The organism is Sarcina sp. DSM 11001 (assembly GCF_900101015.1).
Taxonomy (GTDB): Bacteria; Bacillota; Clostridia; order Lachnospirales; family Lachnospiraceae; genus CAG-791.
In genome coordinates, this window is sequence record NZ_FNFZ01000021.1 from 62,069 (window position 1) to 84,351 (window position 22,283).

At 52.6% G+C, this 22,283-nt stretch carries 33 protein-coding genes; 32 read left to right on the forward strand and 1 reads right to left on the reverse strand.

Annotated features, from left to right (window positions below; translation table 11 throughout):
* Positions 1–146: 146 nt before the first annotated feature.
* Complete coding sequence (locus BLT02_RS11695; RefSeq protein WP_092995552.1) at positions 147–1,019, reverse strand: class I SAM-dependent methyltransferase; 873 nt, start codon at positions 1,017–1,019, stop codon at positions 147–149.
* Between the two features lie 407 nt (positions 1,020–1,426).
* On the opposite strand from BLT02_RS11695, the gene BLT02_RS11700 reads away from it, so the two are divergent.
* The 32 genes from BLT02_RS11700 to BLT02_RS11855 all read left to right on the forward strand — a co-directional run bounded on the left by BLT02_RS11700 (position 1,427) and on the right by BLT02_RS11855 (position 22,144).
* Positions 1,427–2,971 (forward strand): sodium/proline symporter, encoded by a 1,545-nt coding sequence (locus tag BLT02_RS11700; protein WP_092995555.1) that lies wholly within the window; start codon positions 1,427–1,429, stop codon positions 2,969–2,971.
* 573 nt (positions 2,972–3,544) lie between these two features.
* Positions 3,545–3,862, forward strand: a complete 318-nt coding sequence (rpsJ, locus tag BLT02_RS11705) for a 30S ribosomal protein S10 (RefSeq protein ID WP_092995558.1) — start codon at positions 3,545–3,547, stop codon at positions 3,860–3,862.
* A 396-nt stretch (positions 3,863–4,258) separates the two neighbouring features.
* Positions 4,259–4,942 (forward strand): 50S ribosomal protein L3, encoded by a 684-nt coding sequence (gene rplC / locus BLT02_RS11710; RefSeq protein ID WP_092995561.1) that lies wholly within the window; start codon positions 4,259–4,261, stop codon positions 4,940–4,942.
* A gap of 29 nt (positions 4,943–4,971) precedes the next feature.
* A complete protein-coding gene (rplD, locus tag BLT02_RS11715) occupies positions 4,972–5,595 on the forward strand; it encodes a 50S ribosomal protein L4 (protein WP_092995564.1) in 624 nt (207 codons plus the stop codon).
* Positions 5,595–5,894: a 50S ribosomal protein L23 gene (rplW, locus tag BLT02_RS11720; protein WP_092995567.1), complete on the forward strand. Its 300-nt coding sequence runs from the start codon at positions 5,595–5,597 to the stop codon at positions 5,892–5,894. Before rplD ends, rplW begins: the two co-directional genes overlap by 1 nt.
* A gap of 123 nt (positions 5,895–6,017) precedes the next feature.
* Positions 6,018–6,851 (forward strand): 50S ribosomal protein L2, encoded by an 834-nt coding sequence (gene rplB / locus BLT02_RS11725; RefSeq protein WP_092995570.1) that lies wholly within the window; start codon positions 6,018–6,020, stop codon positions 6,849–6,851.
* Positions 6,852–6,919: 68 nt separating this feature from the next.
* A complete protein-coding gene (gene rpsS, locus BLT02_RS11730) occupies positions 6,920–7,210 on the forward strand; it encodes a 30S ribosomal protein S19 (protein ID WP_092995573.1) in 291 nt (96 codons plus the stop codon).
* Positions 7,211–7,244: 34 nt separating this feature from the next.
* Positions 7,245–7,643 carry a 50S ribosomal protein L22 gene (gene rplV, locus BLT02_RS11735; RefSeq protein ID WP_092995576.1) on the forward strand — a complete coding sequence of 133 codons (399 nt, stop codon included), beginning with the start codon at positions 7,245–7,247 and terminating at the stop codon, positions 7,641–7,643.
* Between the two features lie 24 nt (positions 7,644–7,667).
* Positions 7,668–8,330, forward strand: a complete 663-nt coding sequence (gene rpsC / locus BLT02_RS11740; RefSeq protein ID WP_092995579.1) for a 30S ribosomal protein S3 — start codon at positions 7,668–7,670, stop codon at positions 8,328–8,330.
* The gene (rplP, locus tag BLT02_RS11745; protein WP_092995582.1) at positions 8,330–8,758 is read left to right on the forward strand and encodes a 50S ribosomal protein L16; all 429 of its coding nucleotides are present in this window, start codon (positions 8,330–8,332) and stop codon (positions 8,756–8,758) included. The genes rpsC and rplP overlap by 1 nt, the downstream gene beginning before the upstream one ends.
* Positions 8,759–8,959 carry a 50S ribosomal protein L29 gene (gene rpmC, locus BLT02_RS11750; protein ID WP_092995585.1) on the forward strand — a complete coding sequence of 67 codons (201 nt, stop codon included), beginning with the start codon at positions 8,759–8,761 and terminating at the stop codon, positions 8,957–8,959.
* Positions 8,960–9,030: 71 nt separating this feature from the next.
* Positions 9,031–9,285 carry a 30S ribosomal protein S17 gene (rpsQ, locus tag BLT02_RS11755; RefSeq protein WP_092995588.1) on the forward strand — a complete coding sequence of 85 codons (255 nt, stop codon included), beginning with the start codon at positions 9,031–9,033 and terminating at the stop codon, positions 9,283–9,285.
* A gap of 208 nt (positions 9,286–9,493) precedes the next feature.
* Complete coding sequence (rplN, locus tag BLT02_RS11760) at positions 9,494–9,862, forward strand: 50S ribosomal protein L14 (RefSeq protein WP_092995591.1); 369 nt, start codon at positions 9,494–9,496, stop codon at positions 9,860–9,862.
* 19 nt (positions 9,863–9,881) lie between these two features.
* Positions 9,882–10,187: a 50S ribosomal protein L24 gene (gene rplX, locus BLT02_RS11765; RefSeq protein ID WP_092995680.1), complete on the forward strand. Its 306-nt coding sequence runs from the start codon at positions 9,882–9,884 to the stop codon at positions 10,185–10,187.
* Positions 10,188–10,336: 149 nt separating this feature from the next.
* Positions 10,337–10,885 carry a 50S ribosomal protein L5 gene (rplE, locus tag BLT02_RS11770; RefSeq protein ID WP_092995594.1) on the forward strand — a complete coding sequence of 183 codons (549 nt, stop codon included), beginning with the start codon at positions 10,337–10,339 and terminating at the stop codon, positions 10,883–10,885.
* 77 nt (positions 10,886–10,962) lie between these two features.
* Positions 10,963–11,148 (forward strand): type Z 30S ribosomal protein S14, encoded by a 186-nt coding sequence (locus BLT02_RS11775; RefSeq protein WP_092995597.1) that lies wholly within the window; start codon positions 10,963–10,965, stop codon positions 11,146–11,148.
* 89 nt (positions 11,149–11,237) lie between these two features.
* A complete protein-coding gene (gene rpsH, locus BLT02_RS11780; RefSeq protein ID WP_092995601.1) occupies positions 11,238–11,639 on the forward strand; it encodes a 30S ribosomal protein S8 in 402 nt (133 codons plus the stop codon).
* Positions 11,640–11,795: 156 nt separating this feature from the next.
* A complete protein-coding gene (gene rplF, locus BLT02_RS11785) occupies positions 11,796–12,335 on the forward strand; it encodes a 50S ribosomal protein L6 (protein WP_092995604.1) in 540 nt (179 codons plus the stop codon).
* 145 nt (positions 12,336–12,480) lie between these two features.
* The gene (gene rplR / locus BLT02_RS11790) at positions 12,481–12,849 is read left to right on the forward strand and encodes a 50S ribosomal protein L18 (protein WP_092995607.1); all 369 of its coding nucleotides are present in this window, start codon (positions 12,481–12,483) and stop codon (positions 12,847–12,849) included.
* Between the two features lie 15 nt (positions 12,850–12,864).
* Positions 12,865–13,374, forward strand: a complete 510-nt coding sequence (gene rpsE / locus BLT02_RS11795; RefSeq protein WP_092995610.1) for a 30S ribosomal protein S5 — start codon at positions 12,865–12,867, stop codon at positions 13,372–13,374.
* A gap of 39 nt (positions 13,375–13,413) precedes the next feature.
* Positions 13,414–13,629: a 50S ribosomal protein L30 gene (gene rpmD / locus BLT02_RS11800; RefSeq protein ID WP_092995613.1), complete on the forward strand. Its 216-nt coding sequence runs from the start codon at positions 13,414–13,416 to the stop codon at positions 13,627–13,629.
* 17 nt (positions 13,630–13,646) lie between these two features.
* On the forward strand, positions 13,647–14,090 hold the full coding sequence (rplO, locus tag BLT02_RS11805) for a 50S ribosomal protein L15 (protein WP_092995616.1): 444 nt from the start codon (positions 13,647–13,649) through the stop codon (positions 14,088–14,090).
* A 229-nt stretch (positions 14,091–14,319) separates the two neighbouring features.
* A complete protein-coding gene (secY, locus tag BLT02_RS11810; RefSeq protein WP_092995619.1) occupies positions 14,320–15,633 on the forward strand; it encodes a preprotein translocase subunit SecY in 1,314 nt (437 codons plus the stop codon).
* A 266-nt stretch (positions 15,634–15,899) separates the two neighbouring features.
* Positions 15,900–16,544, forward strand: a complete 645-nt coding sequence (locus BLT02_RS11815; protein ID WP_092995622.1) for an adenylate kinase — start codon at positions 15,900–15,902, stop codon at positions 16,542–16,544.
* Between the two features lie 79 nt (positions 16,545–16,623).
* Positions 16,624–16,842 (forward strand): translation initiation factor IF-1, encoded by a 219-nt coding sequence (gene infA / locus BLT02_RS11820; protein WP_092995625.1) that lies wholly within the window; start codon positions 16,624–16,626, stop codon positions 16,840–16,842.
* Positions 16,843–17,248: 406 nt separating this feature from the next.
* The gene (gene rpmJ / locus BLT02_RS11825; protein ID WP_092995628.1) at positions 17,249–17,362 is read left to right on the forward strand and encodes a 50S ribosomal protein L36; all 114 of its coding nucleotides are present in this window, start codon (positions 17,249–17,251) and stop codon (positions 17,360–17,362) included.
* Positions 17,363–17,669: 307 nt separating this feature from the next.
* Positions 17,670–18,038 carry a 30S ribosomal protein S13 gene (rpsM, locus tag BLT02_RS11830; RefSeq protein WP_092995630.1) on the forward strand — a complete coding sequence of 123 codons (369 nt, stop codon included), beginning with the start codon at positions 17,670–17,672 and terminating at the stop codon, positions 18,036–18,038.
* Positions 18,039–18,128: 90 nt separating this feature from the next.
* Positions 18,129–18,527, forward strand: coding sequence for a 30S ribosomal protein S11 (gene rpsK, locus BLT02_RS11835; RefSeq protein ID WP_092995633.1), 399 nt, complete (start codon positions 18,129–18,131; stop codon positions 18,525–18,527).
* Positions 18,528–18,679: 152 nt separating this feature from the next.
* Entirely contained in the window at positions 18,680–19,273 is a 594-nt protein-coding gene (rpsD, locus tag BLT02_RS11840; RefSeq protein WP_092995636.1) for a 30S ribosomal protein S4, read from the forward strand.
* A gap of 36 nt (positions 19,274–19,309) precedes the next feature.
* Positions 19,310–20,272, forward strand: a complete 963-nt coding sequence (locus BLT02_RS11845) for a DNA-directed RNA polymerase subunit alpha (RefSeq protein ID WP_092995639.1) — start codon at positions 19,310–19,312, stop codon at positions 20,270–20,272.
* Positions 20,273–20,544: 272 nt separating this feature from the next.
* Positions 20,545–21,081, forward strand: coding sequence for a bL17 family ribosomal protein (locus BLT02_RS11850; protein WP_092995683.1), 537 nt, complete (start codon positions 20,545–20,547; stop codon positions 21,079–21,081).
* A 208-nt stretch (positions 21,082–21,289) separates the two neighbouring features.
* The gene (locus BLT02_RS11855) at positions 21,290–22,144 is read left to right on the forward strand and encodes an energy-coupling factor transporter ATPase (RefSeq protein WP_175453815.1); all 855 of its coding nucleotides are present in this window, start codon (positions 21,290–21,292) and stop codon (positions 22,142–22,144) included.
* Positions 22,145–22,283 lie beyond the last annotated feature (139 nt).

Consider the following 22,283-nt stretch of genomic DNA (forward strand, 5'->3'; position numbering starts at 1 on the left):
AGCAGAGCCGGAATTCCGGGAGCAGAATTACAATTCCGGGAGCAGAGCCGGAATTCCGGGAGCAGAGCCAATATTCCGGGAGTTTAGTCAAAAGCTCGAGAGCAGAGTCAAAGGTCCAGAAGCTGTGTCCGGTGTTTAGCACAGGGTCATTGCCCTGCTGACCATCTTCCGGCGGCGCCGCAGGGAAGGACAAGGCCGTTTCCGGTGACAGGAAGGCCGATCTCCTGTGATTCCACTGTTCCTTTATGCAGCGGGTCGAGGACGGTGTGGAGCATGTAGCTCAGTACGGCGGGCTGCAGGCCGGTCGTGTAGGAGTTGACCAGCACGAAGAGGGGATGGTCGGAGAGCAGGAGGGCTGTTCTCTGCAGGAAGGGATAAATGCTTTCCTCGATCTTCCAGATTTCGCCCTTTGGTCCTCTGCCGTAGGAGGGGGGGTCCATGATGATGGCGTCGTAATGGTTTCCCCTGCGGATCTCACGCTCTACAAATTTGCCGCAGTCATCCACCAGCCATCGGATGGGAGCTTCCCCGAGGCCGGACAGCTGGGCATTTTCTTTTGCCCAGGAGACCATTCCTTTTGATGCGTCCACATGTGTCACGCTGGCCCCAGCCGCTGCCGCTACAGCGGTGGCTCCGCCTGTATAGGCAAAGAGGTTCAGGACGCGGACGGGACGGCCGGATCTGATGCGGCCGCGGATCAGCGAGGAAAACCAGTCCCAGTTGACGGCCTGTTCAGGGAAAAGGCCTGTGTGCTTGAAGCTGAAGGGTTTGAGGCGGAAGGTGAGGCTGCCGTACCGGATGCACCAGTCGTCCGGGAGATCAAAGAATTCCCATTCACCGCCGCCTTTTTTACTGCGGTGGTAGTGGGCGTTGGGTTTTCGCCACTCCCTGCCGCGGGGGGTATTCCAGATGACCTGGGGATCAGGACGGATGAGGCGGTACTGTCCCCAGCGCTCCAGCTTTTCCCCCATGGAGGTATCTATTACTTCATAATCGGTCCATTGATCAGCGATCCACATGGTGCCAGTCCTTTCTGCCGCAGAATGTAGAAGTGACCGGCGATGGGTCCTTTTGACCCGGGGGGTTCTCATTCATGATCAATGCCGCATCGTTTTTTTCAGGAAACGAAAAAAGCACCCCGGGGGCCGGTCAAAGAGGGCAAGTCTATAATATTTGCAATAATTATCAAATCAGTGCGTAAAATCCCGGCCGGCGCAGGGCGTCGTCCGCGGGTACATCACCAGTATTAATAGTCTACCTGCAGCTTTTAAAAAAGTAAATATGTGACTTTTCATTAAAATTAACTTGTGGTAAGATATTGTGGTTATCGTTTTATCGTTTTGACGTTTTGACGTTTTGATGTGTTAAAGCGCGGAACTTTAAACGGAATCAGTACAATTTTAGAAACTATTGGAGAGGAGAGAGTATGACAACAGCACAAATAATCATTATTGCGACGATCGTGGTCTACCTGTTCGGCATGATGTTGGTCGGTGTCATCTTTAACAAAGCTGGCGCTGCGGATACGTCGGACGGTTTCTATATCGGCGGAAGAAAGCTCGGCCCCCTGGTCACCGCCATGAGCGCGGAGGCGTCGGACATGAGCAGCTGGCTGCTGATGGGTCTTCCCGGCCTGGCTTATCTGGCCGGTGTGGCTGAGGTCGGCTGGACCGCCATTGGCCTGGCTGTCGGCACTTACCTGAACTTCCTGCTCGTAGCGCGGATCCTGCGCCGCTATTCAGAGAGGATCGGAGCATTTACCATCCCCGATTTCTTTTCCCGCCGCTATGCGGATCAGGAAAATACACTGTCAGTCGTGGCAGCTCTGATCATCATTATATTCTTCGTTCCTTACACAGCGTCCGGATTCAAGGCTGTCGGCACTCTTTTCAACAGCCTGTTCGGGATCGAGTATCATGTTTCCATGATATTCGGCGCTCTGATCATCGTCTTCTATACGACGATGGGCGGATTCCTCGCTGTCTCGACGACAGACCTGATCCAGAGTATCGTCATGTCCATTGCCCTCATCACGATCATCTTTTTCGGCCTCGACAAGGCGGGCGGCATGGGTGTCGTGATGGAAAACGCAAAATCGCTTCCGGGTTACCTCAATATTATGCAGGGATATGATGTCACAACAAATTCCGCTTCCAGCTACAGCCTGCTGAGCGTGGCGTCGACAATGGCCTGGGGCCTGGGATATTTCGGAATGCCGCATATCCTGCTCCGCTTCATGGGCATCCGCAATGAAAAGGAACTGACTATTTCCAGAAGGATCGCTTCCGTCTGGGTCGTGATCTCCATGGCAGTGGCCATTTTCATCGGTATCATCGGTTACAGCATGTCTCTCGCGGGAGAGATCCCCATGCTCAATTCCAGTTCCTCGGAGTCCGAGACTATCATCATGAAGATAGCGGACCTTATGAGCCAGAACGGTTTCCTTTTCGCTATTGTGGCGGGTGTTATCCTGGCCGGTATCCTCGCGGCTACCATGTCCACGGCTGACTCCCAGCTCCTCGCGGCCGCTTCCAGTGTGTCGGAGGATTTCCTGCAGGATTTCATGCGCGTCAAGCTGACCGCAGCCGGACAGATGATCGCGGCGCGCGCTACAGTCGTAGGCGTCGCCGCCATCGCCATTATCCTGGCCTGGAATCCCAACAGCTCTGTCTTCCGTGTCGTCTCCTTCGCATGGGCGGGCTTCGGCGCGGCCTTCGGTCCCACCATGCTGCTGGCCCTCTTCTGGCGCAGGTCCAACCGCAAGGGAGCGCTCGCGGGTATGATCGCCGGCGGCCTGATGATCTTTATCTGGAAATTCGGGATCTCCCGTCTCGGCGGTGTGTTCGCTATCTATGAGCTGCTCCCCGCTTTCCTGATCGGTCTTGCGGTAAACGTTATTGTGAGCCTTATGACAAAAGAACCCTCGATGGTCGTCACCAAGATTTACGACGAAGTGCATCGCAAACAGTGATCTGCCCGGAGCTGATCCTTCAGAGGAAAAGCGCGGGATTGAACAAGAATTGAACAGCGATTGAAAAGTGATTGCTATCGGCCTGAGGTCCAGGGTGCCCTGACACTCCGGACCTCAGGCCTCAGTTTTTAAAACGGGAAAAATCCTTTTAAAACGGGAAGAAACCTTTTTTCAGGGAATGAAGCGATTGCACCTCTTTCCGGACATTTTTTACCGAAAAAAATCGGTATACAGAGACAAAAACCGCTTGCGCAACCCCGCGAAGCATGCTAATATACTTTTTGCTGTGACATGATAGCTGTGAAGCGTGAGGTTGCTGCGGAGCTTCCGCAGGTTTTCCGTGGAGCGAATGTCTGGAGCACTCTTCATGAGCCATTTGGAGAGCGGCTCGCAAATCTGACGACAAGTCACTGTACCGATAAATGTCTGCAGGGCGGCTGCGCTGCCTGAGCAGAAACGACGTGTGTGAGCACGGTTTTTATTTTTGAGAGACCGCGATACACACGGGCTAGTGTACAGTCACCGCTTGTCGTACTTACCCAAAAGTGCGAAAAGAAAGGGGACTATTTTTTTATGGCAAATCAGGTAATGAGGATCACTTTGAAGGCGTATGATCACGAGCTCGTGGATGCTTCCGCGAAGAAGATCATCGAAACAGTTAAGAAGAACGGCTCCCAGGTGAGCGGCCCCGTTCCGCTTCCCACCCGCAAAGAGGTTGTTACTATCCTCCGCGCCGTTCATAAATATAAAGATTCTCGTGAGCAGTTCGAGCAGCGCACTCATAAGCGCCTGATCGACATCATCACTCCCACCCAGAAGACGGTGGATGCTCTCCAGAGACTGGAGATGCCCGCAGGTGTTTACATCGACATCAAGATGAAGACGAAATAATACCTGACCTGACAATGCTTGCTGCTGCACTCTCCGTGTGCAGTTGGTAAAAAGAAACCGCCGGATCACACGATCCCACAGGCGGCGCCCGCCCCGCAGTTCAATGGCCACGCGGCGCGGGAGGAAGTTAACCTCTACTAGTATGACATCCCGGCCCGTTCATTCCGGTCGATTCCTTATTATATAGGAAGAAGATGAAGAGAACGGCGCAGGAGCGGCACATCCCCCGCCGGCCAGACAGCAGACCGACGGTAAATAAATCAACAATGATCCCTGTATCAGGGAACATATATGAAGGAAGCAGAATGCGCAGGATGCCAATGCGCGCTGTGGATGCGCTGATGTCCGCTGTAGACAAAAAGCCGAGGGCCATGCCCTGGCAGAAAAGAGGTAAGAATGAAGAAAGCGATTATGGCAACAAAGATCGGTATGACTCAGGTTTTCCAGGAGGACGGCACACTGATTCCGGTGACAGTCCTTGAGGCAGGCCCCTGCGTAGTCACACAGATCAAGACAATGGAAAATGACGGCTATGAAGCAGTTCAGGTCGGCTACGGCGAGGCGAAAGAGCGCATCACCACAGTGGACAAGAACGGCAAGAAGGAAGTTGCTCACCGTCACGGCGTCGGAAAGGCCATGAAGGGCCATTTCGACAAGGCCGGCGTTCAGGTGAAGAAGCACGTCAAAGAGTTCCGCTTCGAGAATGCTTCCGAATACAAGCCCGGCGATGAGATCAAGGCTGACATCTTCGCGGCAGGCGACAAGATCGACGCCACTGCAGTTACCAAGGGCAAAGGCTTCCAGGGCGCCATCAAGCGTTTCAACCAGCACAGAGGCCCCATGGGACACGGCTCCAAGTTCCATCGTCATCAGGGTTCCAATGGTTCAAGTTCCGATCCCAGCAGGGTCTTCAAGGGCAAAGGAATGCCCGGACATATGGGCAGCGTACAGGTGACGGTCAGAAACCTTGAGATCGTCCGCGTGGATGCTGAAAAGAACCTGCTCCTTGTCAAGGGTGCGATTCCCGGACCCAAGAAGGGCCTTGTGACCATCAAAGAGACCACAAAGGCGGACGCCTGATCACAGGTCTTTAGAAAGGAGGAACGCAGATGGCGAACGTATCTGTTTTCAATATGGAAGGCAATGAGGTCGGAAAGATGGACCTCAATGACGCGATTTTCGGCGTCGAAGTAAATGAGAACCTGATCCACATGGCAGTTGTCCAGCATCTGGCAAACAAGCGCCAGGGGACACAGAAAGCCAAGACCCGCGGCGAGGTCTCCGGAGGAGGCAGAAAGCCCTGGAGACAGAAGGGTACCGGCCATGCGCGTCAGGGTTCAACGAGAGCTCCCCAGTGGAAGGGCGGCGGCGTTGTATTTGCGCCCGTTCCCCGCGACTATTCCTTCAAGATGAACAAGAAGGAAAAGAGGATCGCCCTCAAGTCCGCACTGAGCGACCGCGTGCAGGAAGGCAGAGTCATCGTCCTCGACGAGCTCAAGCTCGACGAGATCAAGACCAAAGCTTTCGCAAAGGTTCTTGAGAACCTGAAGATCGGCGGCAAGTCCCTCTTCGTTCTCGGCGATATGGATCAGAACGTGATCCTTTCCGCAAGGAACCTGCCTGATACCAAGACAACCCAGACGTCTGAGATCAACGTCTATGACATCATGAATGCACAGACACTGGTCATGACCAAAGACGCTGTCGCGAAGATCGAGGAGGTGTATGCATAATGGCAACGCTCGAATATTACGACATTCTGTTAAAGCCCGTCATCACGGAGAAGAGCATGGAAATGATGGCCGAGAAGAAGTACACCTTCCTGGTACATCCCGATGCGAATAAATATCAGATCAAGACTGCCGTTGAGAGACTTTTCGAAGGCGCAAAGGTCGAGAAGGTCAACACTCTGAACTGCGACGGCAAGAAGAAGAGAAGAGGCATGGTCTTCGGCAAGACGGCAAAGACCAAAAAGGCTATCGTCAAGCTCACCCCCGACAGCAAGGACATTGAGGTCTTCAGCGGACTTTGATGAACATTGCATGGGCATCGGATCAGACAGGATCCGTGCAGGGGCTTTTGGAAAAAAAGACCCCGCCGGGTATACGGATCCTGCACAGCGCGGTGCAAACAGACATGAATAGGAGAACCAATCATGGGAATTAAAAAGTATACCGCTTATACACCGTCGAGAAGAAACATGACGGGATCGGATTTCAGCGAAATCACAAAGAAGACCCCTGAGAAATCACTTGTCGAGTCCCTCAAAAAGAATGCGGGACGCAACAATCAGGGTAAGATCACTGTCAGACATCACGGCGGCGGAAACAGAAGAAAATACAGACTGGTTGATTTCAGGAGAATCAAGGACGGCATCCCCGCAAAGGTCATCGGCATCGAGTACGATCCCAACAGAACAGCCAACATCGCGCTGATCTGCTATGCGGATGGTGAGAAATCCTACATCCTTGCTCCCCAGGGACTGACTGACGGCATGACCGTCATGAACGGCGAGAAGGCCGAGATCAGAGTCGGCAACTGCCTGCCTCTGTCTGCGATCCCTGTTGGTACCCAGGTACACAACATCGAGCTCAAGCCCGGCAAGGGCGGCCAGATGGTCCGCAGCGCCGGCACAAGCGCGCAGCTGATGGCTAAAGAAGGCAAGTACGCTACCCTGCGTCTTCCCTCCGGCGAAATGAGAATGGTCCCCCTGGAGTGCCGTGCCACTATCGGCGTTATCGGCAACATCGACCACAACCTGATCAACTATGGTAAGGCAGGCCGGAAGCGCCACATGGGCATTCGTCCCACAGTCCGCGGTTCCGTCATGAATCCTAACGACCATCCTCACGGCGGCGGCGAAGGCAAGGCTCCGATCGGACGTCCGGGACCTTCCACTCCCTGGGGCAAGCCTGCACTTGGCTACAAGACACGTAAGAAGAAAGCTTCTGATAAGCTGATCGTGAGAAGACGCGGCGCCAAGAAGTAAAAAAAGGTGAATACAGCGACCCGGATGAAAAAGGCCGGCGCTGAGGTTAAATAAGGAGAATACTTACCATGGCAAGATCATTGAAAAAGGGACCGTTTGCGGATAAGAGCCTTTTGAAGAAGATTGACGAGATGAACGCTTCCGGCAGCAAGCAGGTCATCAAGACCTGGTCCCGCCGTTCTACGATTTTCCCGTCATTTGTTGGCCACACGATTGCTGTCCACGACGGACGCAAGCACGTGCCGGTGTATGTGACCGAAGATATGGTCGGACACAAGCTCGGAGAGTTCGTTATGACCAGAACCTACAGAGGACACCAGGGCAACAACAAGAATGAGAGAAAGTCTTCGGCAGGCTGAGCCCCGGAGTTGATTCATTGAAAGGAGTGGAACTATGGCAAACGGACATAGAACCCAGATTAAACGAGAGAGAAACGCTCAGAAGGACACCCGTCCCTCCGCAAAGCTTTCTTACGCCAGGATTCCTGTTCAGAAGGCATGCTTCGTCATGGACGCGATCCGCGGCAAAGATGTCGAGACAGCAGCAGGCATCCTTACATATAACAACAGATATGCTTCAGAAGTGATCCTGAAGCTCCTCAACTCCGCAGTGGCGAATGCCGAGAACAACCTCGGCCTCAATCCCGCCAACCTGTACGTCGCCGAGTGCTATGCCTTTGACGGCCCGACCATGAAGAGGATCAGGCCCAGGGCACAGGGCAGAGCCTACAGGATCCTGAAGAGGATGAGCAACCTCAAGATCGTCCTTGACGAGAAGAAGAGTGAAGCGTAAGCGGAAAAATGAAAGGAGCCAAGAATGGGACAGAAAGTTAATCCTCATGGTCTGCGCGTAGGCATCATCAAGGACTGGGACTCCAGGTGGTATGCTGAAGGCGACTTCGCGGACCTGCTCGTTGAAGATTACAATATCAGAAAATTTCTGAAGAAAAAGCTCTACAGCGCCGGCATCTCCAAGGTTGAGGTGGAGCGCGCGTCTGACCGCGTCAAGGTCGTCGTCTACGCGCAGAAGCCCGGTGTCATCATCGGCAAGGGCGGCGCTGAGATCGAGAATACCAGAAAACAGCTTTCCAAGATGACCGGCAAGAAGATCCTTCTTGACATCAAGCTGATCAAGCACCCCGACAAGGATGCACAGCTGGTCGCTGAGAATATCGCGCAGCAGCTTGAGGGACGTATTTCCTTCAGAAGAGCCATGAAGTCCTGCATGGGCAGAACCATGAAGGCCGGCGCTCTCGGAATCAAGGCTGCCTGCGGCGGACGTCTGGGCGGCGCTGACATTGCGCGTACCGAGACTTACTCCGAGGGAACCATTCCGCTGCAGACACTGCGCGCGGATATCGATTATGGCTTTGCGGAAGCAAATACCACCTACGGCAAGGTTGGCGTCAAGGTGTGGATCTACAAGGGTGAGGTGCTTCCCACAAAGAACACAGATAAAGCAGAAGGGGGTGACCGCTGATGTTAATGCCCAAGAGAGTGAAATATCGTAAACAGTTCCGCGGCAGCATGGCAGGTACGCCCACCAGGGGCACAAAGATCGCTTACGGTGAGTACGGTCTTGTCTGCACCGAGCCCGTCTGGATCCGTTCCAATCAGATCGAGGCAGCTCGTGTCGCCATGACCCGTTACGTCCGCAGAGGCGGTAAGATCTGGATCAAGATCTTCCCTGACAAGCCCGTCACCAAGAAACCTGCTGAGGTCCGTATGGGCTCCGGTAAGGGCGCTGTGGAATACTGGGTAGCTGTTGTCAAGCCCGGCAGAGTCATGTTCGAGATCGCCGGTGTTCCTGAAGAGACTGCAAAAGAAGCACTCCGCCTTGCAGCCAACAAGCTTCCCTGCAAGTGCAAGATCGTTTCGAAAGCGCAATTGGAAGGTGGTGCAGTTTAAATGAAGAGTAAAGCGTACGTCGAGGACCTTAGAAGTAAAAACATCGAAGAGCTGAACCAGGAACTTGTTTCCGCCAAGAAAGAGCTTTTCAATCTGAGATTCCAGAATGCCACGAACCAGCTGACGAACACGGCCAGGATCAGAGAAGTCCGCAGAAATATTGCCAGGATCAAGACCATGATCAGCGCCAATGAGCAGTGAGCAGGATTTACAGCACCCTGTGCTGTCCTTGGGGCAGCCAGGGGAGATTCTGAGAATAAAGGAGAATAACCGTGGAAAGAAATCTTAGAAAAGTCCGCATCGGCAAGGTTGTCAGCGACAAGATGGACAAGACCGTCGTCGTGGCGATCGAAGACCACATCAAGCATCCGCTGATCGGAAAGATCGTCAAGAGGACATACAAGCTCAAAGCACATGATGAGCAGAACGAGTGCGGAATCGGTGATACCGTCCGCGTTATGGAGACAAGACCGCTCTCCAAGACCAAGAGATGGAGAGTCGTGAACGTCATCGAGAAGGCAAGGTAATCGATCGCAGTAGGATCATTACCCTGCATCGTAATCTGCCTGACGAGATCGCAGTTACAGGAATGGCCGTATGAGCAGAAAGCCGTGAAAGCCCGCGGATGAAAGCGGGACGCGCCCCTGCTCCTCTGGGCCGTACGGGCACCGGCCGGGAAAACGCTTCCCGGCGGTAAGGGCCTGTACCAGAACCGCAAGAAAGGAAAAAACAGATATGATTCAGCAGGAAAGCAGACTCAGAGTTGCCGATAATACCGGTGCGAAGGAAATCCTCTGCATCCGCGTCTGCGGCGGCTCCACAAGAAGATATGCAAGGATCGGTGATACCATTATCGCGACTGTCAAGGAAGCAGCTCCCGGCGGCGTCGTCAAAAAGGGTGATGTTGTCAAGGCTGTCGTTGTCCGCACGGTCAACACAACCAGGCGCAAAGACGGTTCCTACATCAGATTTGATGAGAACGCCGCAGTCATTATCAAAGACGACCAGACTCCGACAGGCACACGTATCTTCGGACCTGTGGCCAGAGAGCTTCGTGAGAAGAAGTTCATGAAGATCCTCTCCCTGGCTCCTGAAGTCTTATAAGGAGGAGAGAGCTATGGCAATGAATAAGATCAAGGTTGGCGATACTGTCAGAGTCATGACCGGCAAGAGCAAGGGTCATGAGGGCAAGGTTATCTCCGTCGACCGTAAAAAAGGCAGAGTCACCGTAGAAGGTGCAAATATCGTCACAAAGCATCAGAAGCCTTCCATGGCAAACCAGAACGGCGGCATCGTGCAGCAGGAAGCTGCCATGGATATCTCCAATGTCATGCTGGTCGTTGACGGCCAGGTCACCCGCGTAGGTTTCAGCGGTGAGGGCAGGAGCAAAGTCCGCATCGCCAAGAAGACCGGCAAGGTGGTCGAGTAATACAGCCGCAGCGTGACAGGCGTGACGCTTTGGAGCGCAGGTTTGTCGACTATGCTCAGGCCCTGTCAGGCATCAATCACCGGCATCGCGTGATCCGGCCGGCCGCCTGACGGAGCTCAGGAGTAACAGCATATTAGGAGGAAAATACGTTGAGTAGACTCAAAGATCTGTATATGAATGAGATCCGCGAACAGATGATGAAGAAGTTCGGCTACAAGAACATCATGCAGGTTCCGAAGCTGGACAAGATCGTCGTCAACATGGGCATCGGTGAGGCAAGAGAGAACGAGAAGATCCTCGACGCAGCCACAAGGGATATGGCCATCATCACCGGACAGAAGCCCGTTATCACAAAAGCGAAAAAGTCCATCGCTAACTTCAAGATCAGGGAAGGCATGCCTATCGGCTGCAAGGTCACACTTCGCGGCGACCGCATGTACGAGTTCCTTGACAGGCTTGTCAACCTGGCACTTCCCCGTGTCCGTGACTTCCGCGGCGTAAACCCCAATTCCTTTGACGGAAGAGGCAACTACGCGCTGGGCATCAAAGAACAGCTGATCTTCCCCGAGATCGAGTACGACAAGATCGACAAGGTCAGGGGCATGGACATCATTTTCACCACCACGGCAAAAACCGATGAGGAAGCAAGGGAGCTCCTTCGCCTCTTCAATATGCCTTTTGCCAGGGAGCAGCAGTAACCCTGTCAACCTGTTGGGACAGTCCAGAGCCGTGAGCACAGAACGCTCCGACGGATATAGAATCAGGAGATAAAATAATGGCAAAAACAGCTATGAAAATGAAACAGCAGGCGAAACCCAAGTTTTCCACCAGAGCCTACACCCGCTGCAGGATCTGTGGACGCCCGCACTCGGTTCTTAAAAAGTATGGAATCTGCAGAATCTGCTTCCGGGAACTGGCATACAAGGGTCAGATTCCGGGCGTTAAGAAAGCCAGCTGGTAAGGAACTGAAACTATTTATTCGTTTTCAGCCCCTTAAACAAAGCGGAGTTATTTGAAATTTGGTGAATCCACTATCAGGAGGCAAAATCAATGACAATGAGCGATCCTATTGCAGATATGCTTACAAGAATCCGTAACGCAAACACTGCAAAACACGATACAGTCGATATTCCCTCTTCCAAGATGAAGCTCGCGATCGCGAACATCCTGCTCGACGAAGGTTACATCAGGAAGTATGAGATGGTCGACAACGGCAATTTCCAGGATATCCGCATCACCCTGAAGTACGGCGCGGACAAGAATGACAAGATCATCACCGGTCTCAAGAGGATCTCCAAGCCCGGTCTTCGCGTCTATGCCAAGAAGGATGAAGTTCCGAAGGTACTTGACGGACTCGGCACCGCGATCCTTTCCACCAACCAGGGCGTGATCACCGACAAGAAGGCCAGAGAGCTCGAAGTCGGCGGCGAAGTGCTTGCATTCATCTGGTAATACCGTAGAGGCGGCGTCAGGCCGCCCCGGGGAAAAAGGAAAAAGAAATCAATAAGAATCAGGACCATATCGATTATGCCGTGATCCACAGCACAGACCTGGATCCGGTATATGGAATACTGCTTAGAAAAGAAAATACAATCAGGAGGTACGGGCATGTCACGCATCGGTAAAATGCCAATCGCTATTCCTGCAGGCGTCACTGTAGAGATAGCAGAAAATAATAAAGTGACTGTAAAGGGTCCCAAAGGTACTTTGGAGAGAACCCTTCCGGGTGAGATGAAGATCACGCAGAACGATGGCGTCATCACCATCGAGAGACCCAATGATCTGAAGAAGGAAAAATCCCTTCATGGACTGACCAGAAGCCTGCTCCACAACATGGTGGTCGGTGTGTCTGCCGGTTTCGAGAAGAAGCTGGAAGTCAACGGCGTTGGTTACAGAGCGGCGAAGTCAGGCAATACGCTTACGCTTAGCTTAGGATATTCCCATCCCGTTGAGATGACAGATCCCGAAGGCGTCACCACCGAGGTCCAGGGCAATGTGATCACCGTCAAGGGGATTGATAAAGAAGCCGTCGGACAGTTTGCAGCCAACATCAGAGACAAGCGCAGACCTGAACCTTACAAGGGCAAGGGCATCAAGTACTCGGATGAGACCATCCGCCGCAAAGTTGGTAAGACCGGCAAGAAATAAATTACAGCTTCAGTCCGCGTGACTGAATAAGCCATAATTCTGTTCTGGCTGCCGGAAGGCAGAGACCTGAGGAACTGATGACTTACCTGGGACATCAGGATGTGACAGGAAGGCATCCGGCGGCATATACTTGGAGGAATTCATAATGGTAAAGAAAGCAAACAGGAAGGCGATCCGCGAGAAAAAGCACTCCAGGATCCGCAACAGGATCAGCGGGACTGCACAGTGCCCCCGCCTTGCCGTATACAGAAGCAATAAACACATCTATGCACAGATCATCGACGACGACGCCCAGACCACTCTGGTGGCTGCAGGTACGATCGAGAAGGAAATCCAGGATGCTGTTGAGCATACAGATGATATCGCAGCAGCTGAGAAGGTCGGTGAAGTGATCGCAAAGAGAGCAGCCGAGAAGGGTATCAAGGAAGTGGTCTTTGACCGCGGTGGATACATCTACATGGGCAAGGTTGCAGCTCTGGCAGACGCTGCCCGCAAGGCCGGCCTGGAATTCTAAGGAGGAGAATGTGTGATGAAACATACAATGATCGATACAAGCCAGATGGAACTTTCCGATAAGGTTGTGGCCATCAAGCGCGTTACGAAGGTTGTCAAAGGCGGCCGCAACATGCGCTTCACGGCGCTCGTTGTTGTCGGTGACGGAAACGGCCATGTCGGCTGCGGCCTGGGCAAGGCCACTGAAATCCCCGAGGCGATCCGCAAGGGCAGAGAAGACGCTTCCAAGAACCTTGTCAGTGTTGCCCTCGACGAAGTCGCCAGCATTTCCCACGATTACATCGGCAAATACGGCAGTGCTTCCGTCCTTCTGAAGAAGTCTCCCGATGGTACCGGTATCATCGCAGGCGGTCCTGCACGTACTGTCTGTGAGCTGGCCGGCATCAAGAACATCCGTACCAAGTCTCTTGGCTCCAACAACAAGCAGAACGTCGTTCTGGCAACCATCAACGGCCTCAGCCAGCTGAAGGTTCCGGAAGAAGTCGCGGCAAGACGCGGCAAGACCGTCGCTGAGCTCAAGGGCTGACCGGAGCAAGACAAAACGATCTGAAAGGAGATATCGAAAATGCCTACAGATGTGAAAGAAACAGCAGCTGAGCCGAAGAAGCTGAAAATCACTCTGATCAAGTCTACCATCGGTGCTGTTCCCAAGAACCGCGCGATTGTCAAGTCCATGGGATTCAAGAAGCTGAACAGCTCTGTGATCCTTCCTGACAACGCCGCGACCAGGGGTCAGATCAGACTGATCAATCATATGGTCAAGGTCGAAGAGCTGAACTAATAGTCAGGAGGTATATCATGGATTTACATAATCTTAAGCCTGCGGAAGGCTCCAAGCACGATAATTACCGCAGAGGCCGCGGCCATGCTTCCGGCAACGGCAAGACAGCCGGTTACGGCCACAAGGGTCAGAAGGCAAGGAGCGGAGCTCCCAGGCCCGGATTTGAAGGCGGCCAGATGCCTCTTTACAGGAGACTTCCCAAGAGAGGTTTCAAAAACTACAATGCGAAAGACATCGTTGCCATTGACATCAAGACCCTCGAGAGATTTGAGGACGGTGCGGTTGTTGACGAGCAGACTCTCCTTGAGAGCGGGGCTGTCAGCAGGATCGGCGATGGCGTCAAAATCGTTGGCAACGCAGACCTGGGCAAGAAGCTGACCGTCAAGGTCACAGCCTTCAGCGCTGCAGCCAAGGAAAAGATCGAAGCAGCAGGCGGAACAGCCGAAACGATTGGCCGCTGATCGTCATTGAAATAGCAATGCCATACCGGAGTGTCTGACACCCGGTATGGCTTCCCCTTTATCCCGGCACTTTGCTTTCAGTAGAAAACTTTGTCCGGCAGAGAGACTGCTCCTGCGAGCCCTTGTTTTCCCGACAGGATGCTCCTGCGCAGCCCCCTCCTAACGGTCGAAGGCTCCGGCAGAGATGTGCTGGGGGAGGGGCCAAGTATTTCGGAAAGGCCTGGTTAGAATGTTTGACTCGATCAAAAATGTATTTAAAGTAAAAGAAATCAGAATAAAGCTTCTGTTTACTTTTCTGATGATGATCGTCATCCGTTTCGGGTGTCAGCTCCCTGTACCCGGTGTAGACAGAAACTATTTCGCAGACTGGTTTGCGCAGCAGACCGGTGATGCGTTCAGCTTTGTGGACGCGTTTACCGGCGGCTCTTTCCTGAACATGTCAGTACTGGCGCTCAACATCACGCCGTATATCACATCCTCGATCATCATACAGCTGCTGACGATCGCGATCCCCAAGCTCGAAGAGCTGCAGAAGGAAGGCGAGGAAGGCAGAAAGATGATGACCGCGATCACAAGGTATGTGACCGTAGCGCTGGCCCTGCTGGAATCCTCCGCCATGGCGATCGGATTCGGACGTCAGGGACTTCTGGAAGAGTTCAATGCCCTGAATATCATCATGGTCATTGCCACTCTCACCGCAGGAAGTGCCTTCCTGATGTGGATCGGTGAACAGATCACCGTCCACGGGATCGGAAACGGTATTTCCATCGTCCTGTGCATCAACATTATTTCCAGGATGCCTCAAGACATCGCCGCACTGTTCACCCAGTTTGTAATCGGAAAGAATGTGGCCTTCGGAGCCCTTGCCGCCGTGATCATCATTGCGGTCATTCTTCTCATGATCATCCTGGTCATTCTGCTCAATGACGCAGAGAGAAAGATCCCTGTGTCCTACGCGCAGAAGATCAACGGCAGGCGTTTTACCGCCGGCCAGACATCGGTCATCCCGCTCAAGGTCAATACGGCGGGCGTTATGCCGATCATCTTTGCTTCATCCCTGATGGAGTTCCCTGGAATCATTTCCACTCTGGCGGGATACAGAGGAACAGGAGTGTGGTCGGAGGTCCTCCGCTACCTGAGCTCCTCTTACTGGTGTAATCCTTCCTACATTAAATATACTCTCGGACTGCTGCTGTACATCCTGCTTCTGATCTTCTTCGCGTATTTCTATACCTCGATCACCTTCAATCCGATCGAGATCGCGGACAACCTCAAGAAGCGCGGCGGCTTCATTCCCGGTATCCGTCCGGGTAAACCTACAAGTGAATATCTGAACCGTATCCTGAACTACATTATCTTTATCGGCGCCATTGGTCTGACTATCGTCGGTATTCTGCCTTTCATTTTCCGCGGGCTTTTCAATGCCTCGATCTCTTTTGGCGGAACGAGCCTGATCATCGTCGTCAGCGTGGTGCTTGAGACCATTAAACAGGTCGAGTCCATGATGCTGGTAAGAAATTACAGAGGTTTCCTCAACGACTGATACAAATTTCGAAGGCGGACAGCCACTTTACCGTCCGCCTTCGTTGCATTTCATTTTATGACCGCGCGGCGGACCTGCGCCGTGCCCGGTCGCAATCTGTTTTTTGCTGATTTATGGATCCCGGAACTCAGGCCCGTAAATAAACCAAATGACATCATTATTCATCTGTTTTCCTGAAGTTCTTTATTTACGGGACTTTCGGCACTGTTACTTTATAACTTCCGAATTTTGAGAACAGTGCCTTATCAACACTCAGGAGGTAAACCATGAAAATCGTTATGCTCGGAGCGCCCGGAGCGGGCAAAGGCACACAGGCACAGATGATGGCGGAGAAGTTCGGACTTCCTCATATCTCCACCGGAGATATCTTCCGCGCCAATATCAAGAACGGCACTGAGCTCGGCAAGAAGGCAAAGGCATTCATGGATGCCGGCCAGCTCGTTCCCGATGAACTCACAGTAGAGCTCCTTCTGGACAGGGTGAAAGCGGATGACTGCGCAAAGGGATATATCCTGGATGGATTCCCCCGCACGATCCCTCAGGCTGAAGTCCTGACAGATACCCTCGCCAAGACCGGCGAACAGATCGATTACGCGATCAATGTGGATGTTCCGGACAGCAATATCGTAGACCGCATGAGCGGACGCCGTTCATGTCCCAAATGCGGTGCTTCCTATCACATCACATTTATTCCTCCCAAAAAAGAGGGGATCTGTGACAACTGCGGCAGCGAGCTGATCCAGCGCGATGATGACAAGCCCGAGACTGTCCAGAACAGGCTCGCCGTCTACCATGAGCAGACTCAGCCCCTGATCGACTTCTACGCGAACAAGGGAGTCCTTCGCACTGTCGACGGAACCAAAGATATGAAAGAAGTGTTTGATGCCATTAGCGCGATCCTGGAAGGCTGAACAGAACAGGCGCTGATGTTCGAGGAATAAGAGATCACGTCAGCCGGCTGCTCTTATAGACTGCAAAGGAGAAAAATTTATGTCAAAAGCAGATGTTATCGAGCTCGAGGGAATTGTTACGGAAAAGCTCCCCAATACCATGTTCAAGGTGAAGCTTGAAAACGGGGCGATCATCCTTGCACACATCAGCGGAAAGCTTCGCCAGAACTTTATCCGTATTCTGCCCGGAGACAAGGTTACACTGGAAATGTCCACCTATGACCTTACAAAAGGAAGGATCATCTGGAGAGACAAGTAAAAAGATAAGTAATAAGATAAGTAATAAGAAAGACTTCTCATTAATCTTATTTATTCTTATTAATATAGTTAATATTTAATATAGTTAATATAGAAGATTAATATAGAAGATGTCCGCTTGATCAGGAGCCGTTTTCCCTGCGGGAAACAGCTCCTGATATTGCTTTAGTATTGTTCTTTAAAAAATACAATAAAAATATCTTGTATTTCAATATTGTGTATGTTAGTATTGCATTTGTCTGTAAATGAGCAGGGGGAGACCCTTGCTCAATTGTCCTGTCTTAAACCGTCAGGAGCCGGGAACGGCTCCGGCTACGCATTTCAAAGGGCGGGGTGATTTCGGACATACCCGGTAACAGGCACCTGGCGGGTTCCGCCGCGGGTGTCATTCAGGAAAGGAGCAGGAGATGAAGGTTAGAGCTTCAGTCAAGCCCATGTGCGATAAGTGCAAGGTCATTAAGCGCAAGGGTATCGTCAGGATCATCTGCGAGAATCCGAAACACAAACAGAGGCAGGGTTGAGCGAGCTAATTGAATTGCTCTGAATCATAGAATAGATGACGCCCCGTTAACCCAAATCAACACAGACCGGGGCGGTTCTTTACTCTTTGATACCATGCCGATGAAATGTACTCTGCCGGTTCCCAGGAGGAGCCAGCCGGTACACGGGGAAGCGGTGCGGGATTTCCGCGTCCGGATCCTTCCGGGACCGCATCCTGATCGCAGTGGAAAGACCGGCTTTGGCCGGTTGGGCATAAAATACATGAAACGGAACATGTCTTTGTGCCCCAGTCAATCAGTAGATTTTTAGTAGAAGGAGAGTTTTACAATGGCTCGTATCGCAGGTGTAGATTTACCCAGAGATAAGCGCGTTGAGATCGGTCTGACCAGTATTTACGGGATCGGCCGCACCTCTGCAACCAAGATCGTCGACAAGGCAGGCGTCAATCCCGACACCAGGTGCAGGGATCTGACTGATGAAGAAGTCAAGAAACTCAGTGAAGTTATCAGCGAAGACTACATGGTCGAAGGTGATCTCCGCAGAGAAGTCGCGATGAACATCAAGCGTCTCAGTGAGATCGGCTGCTACAGAGGCATCCGCCACAGAAAAGGCCTTCCTGTCCGCGGCCAGAAGACCAAGACCAATGCAAGGACCAGAAAGGGCCCGAAGAAGACCATCGCAAACAAGAAGAAATAATTAATGTAAAAACAGTATTCTGCCCCCGGGACATCGCCGGGAAAGCGGCCTGAGGGGCACGGAGAATGGGAAAGAAAGTAGGTTAGTTTTATGGCAAAACAGCAATCCTCCAGAAGGAAGCAGGTTAGACGTGTCAAGAAAAACGTTGAACGCGGACAGGCGCACATCCAGTCCTCTTTTAACAATACGATCGTTACCCTGACAGATACACAGGGCAACGCTCTGAGCTGGGCAAGTGCAGGCGGTCTTGGATTTAAAGGTTCAAGGAAATCTACTCCCTATGCAGCACAGATGGCTGCAGAGACGGCTACAAAGGCAGCGCTCATCCATGGGCTTAAGGCTGTCGATGTTTTCGTAAAGGGACCTGGATCAGGCAGAGAGGCTGCTATCCGCGCGCTCAATTCCAACGGACTTGAGATCATCAGCATCACTGATGTCACACCGGTTCCCCACAACGGATGCCGTCCTCCCAAGAGAAGGAGAGTCTGACCGTATTTCACGGCCGGTATACAGACCCTGAACAGATTGGATGAAGACACGGTAATGACCGGCAGGACAGACTGTCCGGACATCCGTGCTGTAAACAACATGTGCCTGCGGATCTTTTTCGCAGGGCGCAGAAATAAGAAAGGATTAGAACAATGGCAGTAAATAGAACTCCGGTACTTAAGAGATGCAGATCTCTTGACCTTGATCCCGTATTCCTTGGATATGATAAGAAGTCCAAGAGACAGCTGATCCGCAGAAGCCGCAAGCTCAGTGAGTACGGCACCCAGCTGCGCGAGAAGCAGAAAGCCAAATTTATCTACGGCGTCCTTGAGAAGCCTTTCCGCAATTATTATGACAAGGCAGACAGGATGAAGGGCATGACCGGTGAGAACCTGATGACCATGCTCGAGAGCCGCCTGGACAACGTCGTCTACCGTATGGGATTCGCACGTACCCGCCGCGAGGCACGCCAGGTTGTCGGCCACAAGCATATCACTGTCAACGGCAAAGTCGTCAATGTTCCTTCCTATCTCGTGAAGGCAGGCGATGTGATCGAGGTAAAAGAGAAGTCCAGAAGCATCCAGCGCTTCAAGGATATTGCCGAGGTCACCGGCGGCAGACTTACTCCCGAATGGGTTGATGTCGACAAAGAAAACCTCAAGGGCACTGTCAGCCAGCTGCCTAAGAGAGAGCAGATCGACGTTCCCGTAAACGAGATGCTCATCGTCGAGTTGTACTCCAAGTAATGTGACTGTGCGCAGAGCGCAAAGGAGGATTTACGAGTGTTTGATTTTGAGAGACCGAGCATCGAGGTCGTTAAGATCTCTGATGATAAGAAATACGGCAGATTTGTTGTCGAGCCTCTGGAGAGAGGCTATGGCATCACCCTGGGAAATTCCCTCCGCCGGATCATGCTCTCTTCACTTCCCGGCGCTGCGGTGAGTCAGGTTAAAATTGATGGCGTACAGCATGAGTTCAGCACGATCCCCGGTGTCAAGGAAGATATCACCGAGATCATCATGAACATTAAGAGCCTCGCGATCAAGAACGACAGCGAGTCCAATGAGCCCAAGACAGCCTTCATTGACTATGAGGGCGAGGGCATTGTGCGCGCTTCGGATATCCAGATCGATTCTGATATAGAGATCATGAATCCTGACCTTGTGATTGCCACTCTGAGCGGAAAGGACACCCGTCTTTTTGTAGAGCTCACGATCACAAAAGGGAGGGGTTATGTCAGTTCTGACCGCAACAAGACCCCTGACACCAAGATCGGCGTGATTCCGATCGACTCCATCTACACACCTGTCGAAAGGGTGAACGTGACGGTCGAGAATACACGTGTAGGCCAGCAGACAGACTTTGACAAACTGACACTGGATGTCACAACTGACGGAACCATTGCACCGGATGAGGCTGTCAGCCTTGCCGCCAAGGTCCTCAGTGAGCACCTGAGTATCTTTATCAACCTGTCTGAGAAGGCCAGGACCGCAAAGGTGATCTCCGAGGAAAAGGAAAATCCCAAGGAGAAGGCACTTGAGATGAGTATTGATGAACTGGAGCTTTCCGTGCGTTCCTACAACTGCCTCAAGCGCGCAGGCATCAATACAGTGGAAGAACTTTGCAACAAGACCCCCGAGGAGATGATGAAAGTCAGGAACCTCGGCAGGAAGTCTCTGGAAGAAGTCCTCGAAAAGCTCAAAGAGCTGGGACTGAAGCTCAATTCGAGCGAAGATCCCTCCTGAGGAGAGTCCGTCCCGCTGCGGTAAATCCGTCTGGTGCGCAGCAGGAGATGCCGGAATTAAGGACCTGTAAACGTCATAGACGCCGCGAAAGATACGAATGACTGTATGACTATATACTGCAATGTACCGTTGCAGTACACATAATTGTGTACTGCAGCAACTGCAGTCATAGCGGCACAGAGGACGGACCGGTCGTTCCGGAACCGGCAGCAGGTAAGACCAAAGAGCGCTGCCGCCGGCATCATCATAACTATGAACTGGAGGAAAATATCATGGCAATGTACAGAAAATTAGGTAAGAAGACAAAACTCAGAAAGGCCCTGCTCCGCAACCAGGTCACAGCCCTGATCTATCACGGCAGGATCACGACCACCGAGGCCCGCGCCAAGGAAATCCGCAAGATCGTTGAGCCCATGATCACCATGGCTGTCAAGGAGCGCGACAATTTTGAGACCGTGACCGTCAAGGCCAAGGTTGCCCGCAAGGACAAAGACGGCAAGCGCGTCAAAGAGGTCATCGACGGCAAGCGCGTCACTGTTTACGACGAAGTCGAGAAACAGGTCACCAAGGATGCTCCCAGCCGTCTGCATGCCAGAAGGCAGATCCTTCGCTACCTCTATCCCGTCGTAGAAGTTCCCACTGAAGCAAAGGGACGCAAAAAGAACACCAAGAAGGTTGACCTTGTCGCCAAGATGTTCACTGAGTACGGCCCCAAGTACGCAGGCAGGAACGGCGGTTATACCAGGATCATCAAGATCGGCCAGCGCCGCGGCGATGGTGCGATGGAAGTCGTACTGGAATTTGTCTGATCTGCTTAATGAGGCTGCAGTACCCGGTATGGCGTGATTTCAGCAGCCAAAGATTGATTTTAAAAAGCCTCCAGGGATTTCCCGGAGGCTTTTTTGAAAAAACCAGCGCGGGGCATTATGCCCCTGGAACTTTTTTGAAAATCAGCGCGGGGCATTATACCCCTGAAACTATTTTGAAAACCAGCTGAGGGCCTGCCCGGAAGGAAGGATCGATATGATCAAAGTCAGCAAACTGATCCATGACTATATTCAGAGAGACGAAGACGGAAATCCTTCCGGAACGATCCGCGCGATCGATGATGTCTCGCTTGATGTAAAGCCGGGGCAGTTTATCGCGATCCTCGGGCACAACGGATCCGGAAAATCCACCCTGGCCAAACATCTCAATGCCCTTCTGTTCCCGACCGAGGGCGCAGTCTGGATCAATGGACTGGATACCAGAGACCAGCAATACCTCTGGGAGATCCGTCAGACCGCCGGTATGGTTTTTCAGAATCCGGATAACCAGATCATCGGCCAGGTCGTTGAGGAGGATGTGGGCTTCGGCCCCGAAAACATGGGAGTGCCGACGGAGGAAATCTGGGAACGGGTCGAAGAGAGCCTCAAGGCAGTCGGCATGTACGAGTATCGGAAAAAATCCCCCAACCGCCTGTCGGGCGGCCAGAAACAAAGGGTATCCATAGCCGGCGTGATCGCCATGCATCCCAGATGCATCGTCATGGATGAACCGACGGCCATGCTCGACCCCTCAGGGCGGGCGGACGTCATCAGGGCGGCGCTTACCCTGAACAAGGGAGAGGGGATCACGATTATCCTGATCACCCACTATATGGAAGAAGCCATACAGGCGGACAGGATCTTCGTGATGGACAGGGGCAGGATCGCCATGCAGGGCTCCCCCAGAGAGATTTTCTCCAGAGTGGAAGAGATGCAGGAGCTTCATCTGGACGTGCCTCAGGTCACTCTGCTCGCGCACACCCTGCGCAGCAGAGGGGTGGATATCCCGGAAGGGATTCTGACATCAGAGGAGCTCGCCCGGGCAATCTGCCCTGACGCGAAGTGAGCAGACTGGTTTTCCAGTCAGGGAAGGGACAGCAGGCCCTGGATCTGCCAGGCTGCAGATTGAATAGCAGGTTGAATATACCTTCCAGGCCGGAAAGGAATGAAGACAGTAAACAGAGTAGCAGGGGAACAGACGGAAG